The following is a 13,707-nucleotide window of genomic DNA, read 5'->3' on the forward strand; positions in this document are numbered from 1 at the left end:
ATCCACTTTGTATAAAATTTATTTATTAATGAAATTAAATTATAAAAATTGAATTTTACTAAATTTGGATTACTTCGGCTAACGCCTCGTAATGACAAAGAATGTTTAATTAAAGAAATTATGTTTTGCAATAGCAAAGAAAGACAAATCCTTACAAATAAAAACTTGTCTTTAAAAAAATTAAAAAAGTTTAAACTATTTTGGTTCGCGGTTCGCGGTTCGCGGTTCGCGGTTCGCGGTTCGCGGTGAACTGCAAATATTATTTATTAGATTTAATAACATAATGGTTGAATTATACGATATTTAGAATTTTTTGTCAATAGTTGAAATAAAATTTTTTAAAAAAATTCGCTAAAAGCGGGCAGTCGCCGAGTGAGGTAAATAAATCCAAAACAAAAACTCTTGTTTTTTCTACAATATAAAATTATAATAATCAAAATATTTAATAACAAAAAATATTTAATTTGATTTAGTCAAAGGAATTTAATTTTATGATAAAAAATATTATTTCGGATATTGGAAATGTTCTTTTTGAATTCGATACGGCGGGATTCATTGAAAAAAATATTGAAGCGGAAGATAAAGAAAAATTTTTTGATTCTGTTTTTGGAAGCGAAAATTGGAATCTGATGGACAAAGGCGATTTGGCTTTTAATGACGCAAGAAATTATTTTTTATCCGTATATCCAAAATATAAAGATGTTTTAAATAAACTTTTCGACAGTTCTTTAACTTTATGCCTCAATATGAATAATAACAACATAAATATTTTGAAAGAATATAAAGAAAAAGGATATAATATTTATTATTTGTCGAATATGTCGGTTGAAACTTTTGAATGTATAAATAAGAAAACGGATTTTTTTGAAAAGACTTGCATCGGCGGAATCGTTTCGGCTTATGAGAAAATGATAAAACCGAGCGAAGAAATCTACAAACTTTTATTAAATAGATTTGATTTGAAGGCGGAAGAATGTTTATTCGTAGACGATAATTTGAATAATGTTAATTCGGCGTTGAAATTGGGTTTCAATTCTTTTCAATTAAAAAATATGAGCGACATGAAAATTGAACTCAAAAAAATATTAAAATAAATTTTTAAACGATTTTTAAAATGAAAAAAAAGATAAAGAATATATTTTTGCAAATAAAAAATCGCTACGGTTTGGTTTATTTAAGCGTCATTTCAATATTTATAATATTGGATTTTATCGCAGCAGCGTTTACTACAAATTTTTTATACGAACCGAATATTAATCCTTTGAATTTATTTTTAATTTTGTTTGTTCCTACAACAAGCATCGCGGTCGGAATAATTACGATAATAAAATTTATTCTCGAGGCTTTCAAAAAAAAAGAAGGCTCTCATATAAAATTGGTTATCATTATAATTATGGCTTTGATTACGATTCTTCCAAGTTTTGTAATAAGTTATATTTCTTCTTATATCATAAAATCGAATATCAATTTTTTTATAAATAGCGATATTAATAATTCAATTTATAATGTGATTGATATGTCGAATAACGAAATAATAAATAAACAAAATAATATGCTTTCGGTTTTGTCGAATATTGGAAATAATTATTTTAATAATATTTATAGACATATTGATTTGGAAAATCCGACTAATAATTTTGATAATTATAACAGATTAAACAATTTGATTAAAAATTATTACGATTTTCAAAATATCGCTTTTTTATCGAATTCTTATTACGGGCATAGTTCCGTTTTTTTTAATTTGCAAGATTATCTGCCTTTGGATGTCAATTATAGATTATATACGGACGAAGTGATTTTTATAAATAGCGAATATAGAGATTTATTTTATGTAAACGCGATTATTCCGCTTTCCGCCGCAAATAATTATGTTATCTGGTCAGAGCCAATGTCTTCAAATTATATAGAAGTGAGAAATAACGCTTTGGAATCTTTCAGACTTTACAGTTCGGCAAGTATGTTTGTAAATGAATTTTCGATTATATTAAAACTTTTATATATATTCGTTTTAGGAATTTCCACATTTTTTTCAATAATATTTGGAATAATTTTAGCGCGATTAATATATAAACCGATAAGTCTCCTTTTGAAAGCGACAAATTCAATAATCAACGCCGACTTCGATATCGACATGAAATTTTCAGGAATTCATGATTTAAGAAATCTTATTTATAGATTCAATATTATGGCAAGAGCGCTTAAATATCATAGAGACAGAGAGAATACGAGATTACGACTCGAAACTTGGAGAGAAGCGGCGATTAAAGTGGCGCATGAAATAAAAAATCCTCTCATGCCGATAGTAATGAACGCGGAACTTATTGAAATAAATTTAAAAAATAATATGTCGGAGAAAGATATAGAAAAAGTAAAAAATTCGACAAATATTATAATCAAAAACGCGAACTCAATTTCTACTTTGATTAAATCGTTTTCGGAGTTTTCATTTGCAATTAAAATTTCGGATGAAAAAGAATCTATAAACGAAGTCATTTTGGAAGTAGTCGATTCGTTTAAAAATATTCCAAATATAAAATTTGAAGTTTCGCTAACAAAACATGATTATTTTATCAATATGGATAGAGATAAACTCATTATGGCTTTCAGAAATTTAATTAAAAATTCTATAGAAGCTATGGAAAACAATAACGGAAATTCTATAATTTATATTTCTTCTTATCATGATATTTCGGACGGAAAAGAATTATTTACTGTGAGCATAACGGATACTGGAGTCGGAATTGAAACCTCGAACATAAAAAAAATATTCGAACCTTATTTTACTTCAAAATCGAAAGGCACGGGAATCGGACTTGCAACTGTTGAAAAAATTATTATGGAACATAAAGGACATATTTTAGTCGAGTCGATTGTCGGAGAAGGAAGCACTTTCTTTATAAGATTTGAAATTTGAAATTTGAGATTAAAAAAATTAAAATAAATTTAAAATAAAAAATTTAGATTGGAATATTTTTGCCAAACGATTTTATATGATTTATAAGTTTAGTCATATTTTTCGGATAATCCAGACAAGTTATATTTAATTCTCTCGCTTTTTCTCTAATGTCTTTTTCCGTATTTTCGCATAGAAAAAATATTTTGTATTCGTCCGTATTTATAGATTTTAATTTTTTGAATTCCGTTATAAATTCTATCGCATTAACCCAAACCAAATCGGGGTTAAATATTAATATTCTTATATCATGCTTATAAATCTGCCCCATTAATTCGTAAAGATTTTCCGCCGTAAAAACGGTGAAAGAAAAACTTTCCAAAAAAGCCTTTATTTTGGTGGCTCTATTATCATCGTCTATGATTATGACAGGACTATCCATAAAATAAATCCAATTAAAAGTAAATTTACCGAGAGAGGGAATCGAACCCTCACTGAGTCGCCCCAATCAGATTTTGAGTCTGACGTGTCTACCAATTTCACCATCTCGGCTAATAATTTATATATATTATACTTTATAATAAACAAAAATCAAGCGTTAATTTTATTATTTTTATCAAATTTATTATAGTTTTACAAGTTATTGCAAAATTATATCTTTATTATAAAATAAAATTGACTTTTAGATTTTTAACAGGTTTATAATTAAATGAAAAAAATATTATTAAATAAATTATTAAAAAATATATTAATCTCTATAATCGTATCGGCTGTTCTTTTATCATGCGCCACGACTTCAAAAAATACTTCGAGCGGAGTTTTTGTCGGAGAAGAAACTGGCGATATAGGAGTGGTAAATAATTGGAAGAATCCCGATTTCAAAGGCGGAAAAACCACAAAAATAATTGCGGAAGGTTTTGCGGGAACGGACGGAAGAGGAGAGGCAAACGCGATAGAACGGGCGATTGAAAGCGCAAAAAGAAACGCAGTCGAGCAGGCGGTAGGTTCTATAATTCATGGAGTCGCTTCGGTTAATAATAATAAACTGCTCGATTCAAAAATCTACGAAAATACTACGGGTTATATTTCTTCTTATAAAGTTCTTAATATTACCAAAAATACTTCCGTCTGGTATTCTAAAATAGAGGCGATTGTCGGAGTCGATATGCTTCAAGATAATCTGCAGGCAATGGGAATACTTATGGATAGAAAAAGCATGCCTTTGATAGTCGTTTTGGTTATAGACGAAAAAGGAGATTTAAGCGAATCGTTTAATGTTCAATTAGAAAAAAATATGGGAGATAAAGGATTTAAATTTGTAAGTTCGAGTTCATTAAGAAAAATTATGCGAGACGAAAATATAAATTATTCAGATTCGGATTCCGTCAAAAAAATAGCGCAGTCTACGGGAGCGCAAGTTGCGATAGTAGGAAAAGCGGGAGCGTCTTACTTTACGACAATACAGGGAACGGCAATGAAAAGTTATAGAAGCGATGTGGCGATAACGGCAATTAATATTTCCGATTATTCGACAATAGCGAGAGCGACTCATCAGGCGGGAGGAGTCGGCGGAAGCGATAAAGACGCTCATTCTATAGCTTTGGTAAAATCTGCGGATTCAATATCGGACGATTTTATAAGTCAAATTGTAAATAAATGGCAAAGCGAAGTTCAAAACGGCACGGAATATACGATTTATGTTTCTGGGCTTAATTTTGACGATTCGATAGATTTTGAGGACGCGCTTAAAAAAAATATAGGAAATATTAAAAATGTTTATAATAGAGGAGTCGCGGGAGATTCTTCAAGATATGTGATTCAATATGTGGGAACGAGCAGAAATCTCGCGGTAGATATTAACGCCAAAGCTAAAAATATGGGATATCAAATAATAATAAACGGTTTTGACGATAAAACTATTACATTGAAAGCGTCTAAAAGAGAATAAATAAAAATGAAACCAAAATTAGTGATTCATACATGCTGCGCCGTTTGTATGTGCTATCCGAAAACTCTGCTTGAAACCGAAAATTATGAAACGATATTTTATTTTTACAATCCGAATATTTATCCAATAAAAGAATACGAAAGAAGAAGAGACGAATTTATCGATTATGCGAAATCTTTAAATATAAGCGTTCATATAGAAGAGAATGAAAAATATATTGAAGAATGGAATAACGATATAAAAGGTTTTGAAAACGAACCCGAAAGAGGAGCGAGATGCAATATATGTTTTAAGCATAGAATCAATAAAGCTTTCGAATATGCGAAAAATATAAACGCTCAATATGTTTCAACAGTTATGACGGTTAGCCCGCATAAAAACAGCAAAGTCATAGAGGAAATAGGAAATTCTTTGGCTGAAAAATATTCTCCAATCGAATATTTGCATATAGATTTTAAGAAAAAAGACGGCTTCAAAAAAAACAATATAATAGCAAACGAAGTCGGACTTTACAGACAGAATTATTGCGGATGTAGGTTTAGTATAAGGGATTGAATACTATTTCAATATCGCTCCTGTATTTGCCGATTGAACGAGTTTTCTATATCTTCCAAGCCAGCCTTTAATTTCTTCCAGCGGTTTAATAGGAATTTCTTTTTTTCTCTTTTCCATTTCTTCGTCAGAGATTTCAAGATTTATCGAATGATTTGGAATATCGATACTTATAATATCTCCTTCTTTTATGAAAGCTATTTCGCCTCCGCTTGCCGCTTCTGGAGAAACATGCCCTATCGAAGCTCCTCTCGATGCTCCCGAAAATCTTCCGTCCGTTATTAAAGCGACATCTTTATCCAATTTCATTCCCGCCAAAGCCGAAGTAGGATTCAACATTTCACGCATTCCAGGACCGCCTTTTGGACCTTCGTATCTTATAACCAGAACATCGCCTTTATTTATTTTTCCCGCGTATATTGAAGTTATAGCTTCCTCTTCCGACTCGAATACTCTTGCGGGACCTTTATGAACGAGCATTTCATCGGCAACCGCGGACCTTTTTACAACGCATCCGTCTTTCGCTATGTTTCCCCAAAGAATCGCTATTCCTCCAGTTTTGCTATAAGGATTTTCTATATTTCTTAAAACTTTATTATTTTTATTAATCGCGTTTTTTATATTTTCCGAAATCGTTTTTCCCGTTACGGTTATAAGAGAAGTATTCAAAAATCCACCTTTTTCAAGTTCTTTCATTACCGCTGGAATTCCGCCCGCTTTATATAAATCTTCTATATAGTTTGGACCCGCTGGAGCTAAATGGCATAAATTTGGAGTTCTGTCGCTCACTTCGTTTATAGTTTTCAAATCTATTGGAATTCCAGCTTCGTTCGCTATGGCAAGCAAATGCAAAACGCTGTTTGTGGAGCAGCCCAAAGCCATATCAACCGCTAACGCATTTTTGAAAGATTCGGAGTTGATTATATCCAAAGGTTTTATATTTTTTCTTAATAATTCCATTACTTGTATTCCAGCTTTTTTCGCCAAAGAAGTTCTTGCCGAATAAACCGCTGGAATAGTTCCGTTTCCCGGCAAAGCGATTCCCAAAGCTTCGGAAAGACAATTCATACTATTAGCCGTATACATTCCCGCGCATGAACCGCAGCTTGGACATGTATTTTGAGCAAAATCTTCAAGTTCTTCATCGTTTATTAAATTTGCCTTTTTAGCTCCAACCGCTTCGAATATGCTCGACAAACTTATTTTTTCTTCGTTATGGTCGCCAGGAAGCATCGCTCCTCCGCTTATAACGATTCCCGGAATATTCATTCTTAAAAGTCCCATTATCATTCCAGGGACTATTTTATCGCAATTTGGAATTAGAACGACTCCGTCAAGTCCATGAGCCACAACCATACTTTCAACCGAATCTGCAATAAGCTCTCTCGAAGGCAGAGAATATTTCATTCCCAAATGTCCCATAGCAATTCCATCGCAAACTCCTATAGCGGGTATAAGAATCGGCGTTCCTCCTCCTATCAATACTCCCGTTTTAACCGCTTGCGAAAGTTTATCCAAATGAATATGTCCAGGAACGATTTCGCTGTATGCCGAAATAACTCCAATTAAAGGTCTTTTAAGCTCTTCGTCCGTATAACCCATAGAATAGAATAAGGACCTGTTTGGCGCTCTCTCGTCTCCTTTCAATACTCTGTCGCTTCTTAAAGAACTATTTTCTCTGAAACTCATAATTATATCTCCTGTTATTTATGCTTATTATAAAAAATTGATTATATTAAAATTATTAAATTATTATTTTATTATTTTTTCTCGCTCTCTATAGACTTATTATAACTCGCTAAAATAGTTTCAATAAGCCCGCTTCTCAAGGCTTTTTCTTCCAATTTTTCCACGCCTTTTATCGTTATTCCCGCGGGAGTGCATACGGCGTCTTTAAGTTCCGCTGGATGTTTTTTTGATTCCAGAACCATAGCTCCAACGCTTTTGAATAATTGCGCCGCCGTTTCTATAGAAGTTTTTCTGTCGATTCCCATTATAACTCCCGCATCGCTCATTGCTTCTATCAATATATACAAAAATGCTGGCGAACATCCCGCAATAGCCGTATATGAATGAATAAGATTTTCTGGAATAATTTTTACCATTCCGACTTTTTTCAATAAATCCAATATTTCTTTTTTTATAGTTTGATTTTCTTTTTCGACTATCGCTATAAATCCGTTGCAAGTTTTAACGGGAGTATTCGGCATGATTCTAATTATTTTTTCCGTTTCAAAAAATTTAATCAAATCGTCATTTGTTATCGAAGCGGCAACGCTTATTATTGTAGTTTCTTTTTTTATATTTTGTTTTATCTCTTTTGAAATATTTTCAAACATATAAGGTTTTACCGCGATAAATAATATATCCGATTCGCCCGCGACTTTTTTATTGTCGTTATAAACTTTTATTCCAATATTTTTTTCAAGCGATTCTTTTTTTTCTTTCGTTTTCACGCTCGCTATTATATTTTTTTTATCAATTTTAGCTTTAATAAAACCTTCGATTAAAGCGCCGCCCATAGAACCCGCGCCGATAAATCCGATTTTCATGTTTTCTCCTTAAAAAATTTTCTTTTTTAATTTAAATTTTTATTTAAATTAAATTTTATTTTGAATCTTCTATAACGAACATTGTAGCCATCATTTTTGCAAGCATAATGTCGTTTTTGTCTTTCAAAGTCGCTTCCACAACGATTAATTTTTTTCCCTGATTTATAACCTCACCGATTCCAAATACTTTTTTTGAAATAACGGGACGCATGTAATTAATTTTAAGTTCTGAAGTGACAAGATGACAATTCGATGGAATTACCGTGAAAGCTGCAAATCCTCCCGCGGTATCCAATATCGCCGCAACCATTCCGCCATGCATATAGCCTAAACCTTGTGACAATTCTTTTGTATTTTCGCAGGATATTATAGATTTTTTATCTTCTAAACTTTCCAATTTCATTCCCGTATAAATTTGAAATTCCTGATTCTTAAAAATATTTTTCGCTCTTTCTAAAATCTCTTTATTCATTTAAATTCCTTAATTTTTAATTTTTTGTTTTCTATAAATTTTAAATTTAATTTTATATTTAATTTAAATATTATGCATGAGTTTCCCATTCATAATCAAAATTATATTCTTTATAATTTCCTTTAAATACCACTCCTTTAACGATTAATTTTTCGTCCAATATAACCAAATCTGCAATATAGCCTTCTTTTATTCTTCCGTATCTATTGTCTATTTTCATTACTTGAGCGGGATAAAGCGAAGCCATTTTCAAAGCCTCTTCTAAAGTCGCTCCCACTTGATTTACTACATTTCTAACCGACTGGCTCATTGTAATAGAAGAACCGCCCAAAGTTCCGTTATCGTCTATTAATCTGTTTCCTTCTCTATGTAGTTTTGAACCCGCCCACATATATTCTTTTATATCGGGAGCAGCCGCTGGAGGAATTGCATCAGTCACTATGCATATATGTCCCTGTTTCAATTTATAGGCAAGTTCCACCGAAGCAAAATCGCAATGAACTCCATCGCATATTAAACCCGCGTAAATATTTTTTGTCTCCAAAACCGCTCCAACCGCGCCAGGCTCTCTCGAACCCCAAGGGCGCATGGCGTTAAATAAATGCGTGGCAAAAGTTATTCCGTAAGGTATTTTTTCTTTAATTTCGTTATAAGTGGCGTTCGTATGTCCCGCAGAAACCACTTTTCCCGCTTTTGCAAAACTCTCTATAATTTTTCCGTCAACCGTTTCGGGAGCAACGGTAATCATAACGCATTTTGAATCGTTTATTTTATCTATCATTTCTTTATTTGGATGTCTTATAAATTTATCTTCATGAATTCCTCTTTTTTCATGCGATATATAAGGTCCTTCAAAATGTATTCCCAAAACTCCGAGTATTGATAAATCTTCTATATTATTAAATAAATCTATTACTTTGAGCATGTGGTTATCGTCTGTCGTTATTATAGTCGGCAAGTATGAAGTGCATCCGTATCTTTGACAAACTTCGCTCATATTTTGCAAGGTTTCGATTGTAGGAGTGAGATTAATATCATAACCGCCTATTCCGTTAACTTGCAAATCTATATAACCCGGGGCTACGATTTTCCCGCCTAAATCTATTCTCGTGATAACGGCGTCAACATCGATTTCTTTTTCAACGCTTTTTATAATATTATTTTCTATGACTATGCAATAACCTTTTATAAATTTTTCTCCGTCAAATATTTTTATATTAGTCAAAGCGTAATACGATTTATATAATCCTTTAATCAATTCTTTCGGATACAAACTTTTACTTTCCAAACTTTTAGCGTATTTATAAGTTTTTACTTTTAAGTTTTCGCTCGCTTCTTCGTCCGCCACTATTATTAATTTTTTATGTTTTTGCAATACGGATGCTGGATAAAACTGACTAATTTCTCCTTCCACACAATGCGACAAAGCTTCCGATACTTCATAGCCTTTTGCGATAATCATTATATATTTTGAATCGAACGCTTCTTCAAAACCCAAAGTAAAACCTTCTTTAGGAAAAGATTCGGCTGTAATTCCTATTTTTTTCGCTTCATAGCTTCTTATTATTTCGCTTATTCTTTTATCTCGAACGCTTCCGTCTAAAGATGAACTCGGCGTATTGAGTAAAAAACTTCCGTCTTCGGCTAAAGCGTCTATTAATAAAGTTATTCCTCCCAAATCTTTTATCAAGTTTTCCATTCTATTCGCTTCTTTTTTTCTGTCGGAAACGAAACTATCGAAAAAATGAATATTTTCTTTAGGCAAATCTATGAATCTTAAAAAATTATCTTCCAAATATTTTTGCGAAATATTGGAATCGATATATTCTCCCGAAGAAACTATATGAATATTTTTGAACGAAATTATATTATCGTTGTAAAAAGACAATAATTTTTGATAATATGATTTATCGATATATCTTGCAGGAAAAGACAAAACGAAAGGTTTATTTTTGTCCGAATAATCGAGTATGCATTTTGCCGTATAATAAGCCGCCCATTCGTAAACGCTCTCTTCGGTAATAATTATTCTCATTTAATTTTAACTCTCCAAATTAATCAAATTAATTGACGATTATTATAACATTTTATATATTTTCTGTATATAGAATTTTTTGGATTTTGCCGATGCAATCGAAATTAAACACTTGACAAATTATTATTTATTGATTATACTTAAATATATAAATATTCAATGTTATATTTATAAAAGTTTTTAATGAGTAAAGAAAAATCAAATTAGGAGTTATATTTTATGATGGAAGAAGAAAAAAGTATTTTAAAGATTTCTTCGACATTGGGAAAAGTCGATGTATTAAAATCAAAAAACGAACTTCAAAGCGGAGATAATTATTTGATATTAACCGCATATCAATCCGACACCGATAAATTAATGGATTATCTTAAAAAGCTGGAAGGAGCATTCGGAGTTAGTTTTACCATCGCTAAAGATATTGATTTATATAATAACGATAAATATACGAGTTTTTATTGCAAAGTAAATCAAGATAATATAAATAAGATATCCGAATATATTTACGATTATAATAACGACAGCAAAATCACATTGCTTGCAAATACTTATTCTTTAAATAATTATATAAGCGATTTTATTAATAAAATAAAAAATTATAAAGTATATAAAGTTAATAAAACGGACGGCGAAGAGGATTCCGTTAGTTATTATTTGCATGATTTTAATAATGTAAAATTTTTGGTTATCACTTATATGGACCAGGTTACTTATGTTTATGTCGATAGATTTGTTAAAATAACCGAATTGGAATTGAGCAAATTTCAGCATGTAGATAAATCCATTTACGAAAATGTTGACGAGGATACGGAAATGCTGGTTCAACATCTTAAAAATAATGTAGAGGATACCGTTCCTTATCCGATTGTTAGCGAATTATTTGGATTGTAATAGAGTAACCAAAAAATTCAATTAAAATATTTTAATTAAACTATTCCAATTTTCGCATTTGCGGGAATAATATAGTGTCTCTTATGCTCGGAACATTCAAAAATAATATCGCCATTCTGTCTATTCCGATTCCGAGTCCGCCAGTCGGAGGAAGTCCGTATTCCAAAGCGTTAATAAAATCGTAATCCATATCCATAGTTTCTTCTTCGCCACGCTCTTTAGCTTTTACTTGCGCCTCGAATCTCTCTTTTTGGTCAATCGGGTCATTAAGTTCGCTGAATCCGTTTGACATTTCCATTCCGCCAATAAACAATTCGTATCTTTCCGTTATATCGGGATTGTCGGGATAGGATTTCGATAAAGGTGAAACCGCTTTAGGATAATTTATTACAAAAGTAGGCTGAATCAATTTTTCTTCAACTTTTTCCTCGAATACATTAACCATAATTTCCCATTTTGAAGGTTTCGATTTGCTCGTATCAATTTCTATTCCTATAGATTTCGCTTTTTCCAGAGCTTCCTCGTCCGAAGAAATTTTTTCAAAATCAAGTTCCGTATATTTTTTTACAAGTTCAACCATTGGGATTCTTTTAAAAGGAGGTTTAAAATTTATTTCATAATCTTTATATTTTGAAGTGTAGCTTCCGTTTAATTTCAAGCAAACTTTAGAAAATATATCTTCGACTAATTCCATAACTTTGTGAAAATCGGCAAATGACATATAAGCTTCCATCATAGTGAATTCGGGATTATGTCTTGTGGAAATTCCTTCGTTTCTAAAATTTCTGTTAAGCTCGAATACTCTGTCGAATCCGCCGACAATTAATCTTTTTAAGTAAAGTTCGGGAGCTATTCTCAAATAAAGAGTCATATCCAAAGTATTATGATGAGTTATAAAAGGTTTAGCTTTCGCTCCGCCGATTAAAGGATGCATCATTGGAGTTTCGACTTCCAAAAAATTATGTTCAATCATTATCTCTCTTATCGCCGAAATCATTTTTGAACGTTTAATAAAAACTTCTTTAACTTCATTGTTCATTATCAAATCGACATATCTTTGTCTATAGCGAAGTTCCATGTCGGTTAATCCATGAAATTTTTCGGGAAGCGGATTAATCGATTTTGTAAGCAGTTTTATTTCGCTTGCGTAAATTGTTATCTCTCCCGTTTTCGTTTTGAATACAGTTCCTTTCACGCCGACTATATCGCCAATATCTATAAGTTTTTTGAATACATTATTATAGAAATCGTCTCCCACTTTATCGCGCTGAATATAAGCCTGAATATTTCCCGCGGAATCTTTGATAGTCAAAAAAGAAGATTTGCCCATTATTCTATAAAGCATTATTCTTCCCGCTATCGCCACTTCGGTTTGATTTTTTTCAAGTTCTTCAAAATTTTCTTTTATATCTTTCGATTTAAAACTCACTTCATAATTATTCGGAAAAGGATTTATTCCCATATTCCTTAAAGCGTTAATTTTTTCTTTTCTATTTTCTTTTTCCGCGTTTATATTTGCGCTTTGAGAATTATTAGCTTCGTTCGACATTAATAAATATCCTTTAGTTAATATTTAAGTAATAAATTTAATCAAATTTAATTTATAAATAATATATTAATTTTCAAAAAAATTCTATATAGTTTTTTACCACTTGAATAAATAAATAATAAAGTCATTCATCTAATAATAGATACATAACTTTTTTGCTTTTTCTCTTTCATTATAATCGGCTCTTCTATATAATTTGGATTCTCCGCTTTCTGTGGACTATTTCATTAAAAAATCTTATTACACTTATTATACTAAAGAGGCTTTGCATAAAGTTAAAAATAATATAATCAATTTTGCGGAAAATGAAAAACTGGAAGCTCATGCCAATTCCGTTAGAAAAAGATTTGAAAGTGAAATTATTTTATCAGGTTTATTTTGACAAATAAAAAAATTATCAATAGAAAGTATTAAGTAATTATAGACAATTGAAACTTGAAATTATTTATTAATAATATATTAAGATTCAGATGACTTGACAACAACCATATTTCAGACTGAAGATACAATACCGAAAAACTGGTAGATATATTAATGCACAAAAAGTAAATTATATTGCCTGACATGTGTTTTACTAATTATAATGTAAATTATTTTAATTAACAGTTTCCTGCCAAAGTTGTAGTGTTATTGTGGCAAGGAAACAAGGAATTTGTCCTCTTTGTTCTATCCACGTAGATAATAATTCTTCCCAATTGTTTAAGTTCAAATTTGACACTAATGTGTTTTTAGATAGATCTACAACTAGGTATTTATCTGGTCTAAAACAGGAATATATTTTGAGTTTGTCATTTTGTTGGAATTCTAGCTTGAAT

Annotated in this window: 13 protein-coding genes and 1 tRNA gene; 6 read left to right on the plus strand and 8 right to left on the minus strand. The window is 31.2% G+C overall.

Translation table 11 applies throughout. The annotated features are described in order from the left end of the window. Positions 1 to 491: 491 nt before the first annotated feature. Together ACR0QS_RS05300 and ACR0QS_RS05305 are read left to right on the plus strand one after the other, a co-directional pair. On the plus strand, positions 492 to 1,094 hold the full coding sequence (locus ACR0QS_RS05300) for an HAD-IA family hydrolase (RefSeq protein WP_432632405.1): 603 nt from the start codon (positions 492 to 494) through the stop codon (positions 1,092 to 1,094). Positions 1,095 to 1,114: 20 nt separating this feature from the next. After that, the gene (locus tag ACR0QS_RS05305; protein WP_432632406.1) at positions 1,115 to 2,917 is read left to right on the plus strand and encodes a sensor histidine kinase; all 1,803 of its coding nucleotides are present in this window, start codon (positions 1,115 to 1,117) and stop codon (positions 2,915 to 2,917) included. A 43-nt stretch (positions 2,918 to 2,960) separates the two neighbouring features. Here ACR0QS_RS05305 and ACR0QS_RS05310 read toward each other — a convergent pair whose 3' ends face one another. Next, on the minus strand, positions 2,961 to 3,338 hold the full coding sequence (locus ACR0QS_RS05310) for a response regulator (protein ID WP_432632407.1): 378 nt from the start codon (positions 3,336 to 3,338) through the stop codon (positions 2,961 to 2,963). Between the two features lie 26 nt (positions 3,339 to 3,364). Beyond that, a tRNA-Leu gene (locus ACR0QS_RS05315) sits at positions 3,365 to 3,448 on the minus strand. A 157-nt stretch (positions 3,449 to 3,605) separates the two neighbouring features. Here ACR0QS_RS05315 and ACR0QS_RS05320 point away from each other — a divergent pair. Next, positions 3,606 to 4,844, plus strand: coding sequence for a hypothetical protein (locus ACR0QS_RS05320; RefSeq protein WP_432632408.1), 1,239 nt, complete (start codon positions 3,606 to 3,608; stop codon positions 4,842 to 4,844). A 6-nt stretch (positions 4,845 to 4,850) separates the two neighbouring features. Beyond that, entirely contained in the window at positions 4,851 to 5,399 is a 549-nt protein-coding gene (locus ACR0QS_RS05325; RefSeq protein ID WP_432632409.1) for an epoxyqueuosine reductase QueH, read from the plus strand. A gap of 3 nt (positions 5,400 to 5,402) precedes the next feature. Here the strand turns inward: ACR0QS_RS05325 and ilvD are convergent, their stop codons facing one another. From ilvD to nagA, 4 genes are all read right to left on the minus strand, one after another. Further along, positions 5,403 to 7,085 (minus strand): dihydroxy-acid dehydratase, encoded by a 1,683-nt coding sequence (gene ilvD / locus ACR0QS_RS05330; RefSeq protein WP_432632410.1) that lies wholly within the window; start codon positions 7,083 to 7,085, stop codon positions 5,403 to 5,405. Between the two features lie 71 nt (positions 7,086 to 7,156). After that, the gene (gene proC, locus ACR0QS_RS05335; RefSeq protein ID WP_432632411.1) at positions 7,157 to 7,948 is read right to left on the minus strand and encodes a pyrroline-5-carboxylate reductase; all 792 of its coding nucleotides are present in this window, start codon (positions 7,946 to 7,948) and stop codon (positions 7,157 to 7,159) included. A gap of 55 nt (positions 7,949 to 8,003) precedes the next feature. After that, positions 8,004 to 8,420 (minus strand): PaaI family thioesterase, encoded by a 417-nt coding sequence (locus tag ACR0QS_RS05340; protein ID WP_432632412.1) that lies wholly within the window; start codon positions 8,418 to 8,420, stop codon positions 8,004 to 8,006. 70 nt (positions 8,421 to 8,490) lie between these two features. After that, complete coding sequence (gene nagA, locus ACR0QS_RS05345; protein ID WP_432632413.1) at positions 8,491 to 10,455, minus strand: N-acetylglucosamine-6-phosphate deacetylase; 1,965 nt, start codon at positions 10,453 to 10,455, stop codon at positions 8,491 to 8,493. 219 nt (positions 10,456 to 10,674) lie between these two features. Between nagA and ACR0QS_RS05350 the strand changes: the two genes are divergently transcribed. Beyond that, entirely contained in the window at positions 10,675 to 11,343 is a 669-nt protein-coding gene (locus ACR0QS_RS05350; RefSeq protein WP_432632414.1) for a hypothetical protein, read from the plus strand. 40 nt (positions 11,344 to 11,383) lie between these two features. Here ACR0QS_RS05350 and lysS read toward each other — a convergent pair whose 3' ends face one another. After that, on the minus strand, positions 11,384 to 12,892 hold the full coding sequence (gene lysS, locus ACR0QS_RS05355) for a lysine--tRNA ligase (protein ID WP_432632415.1): 1,509 nt from the start codon (positions 12,890 to 12,892) through the stop codon (positions 11,384 to 11,386). Between the two features lie 196 nt (positions 12,893 to 13,088). On the opposite strand from lysS, the gene ACR0QS_RS05360 reads away from it, so the two are divergent. Further along, a complete protein-coding gene (locus ACR0QS_RS05360) occupies positions 13,089 to 13,274 on the plus strand; it encodes a histidinol dehydrogenase (protein WP_432632416.1) in 186 nt (61 codons plus the stop codon). Between the two features lie 213 nt (positions 13,275 to 13,487). Here ACR0QS_RS05360 and ACR0QS_RS05365 read toward each other — a convergent pair. Then, on the minus strand, positions 13,488 to 13,707 hold a 220-nt coding region (locus ACR0QS_RS05365; RefSeq protein WP_432632417.1), incomplete at its 5' end, for a hypothetical protein.

This window comes from Brachyspira sp., from assembly GCF_050873525.1.
Taxonomy (GTDB): Bacteria; Spirochaetota; Brachyspiria; order Brachyspirales; family Brachyspiraceae; genus Brachyspira.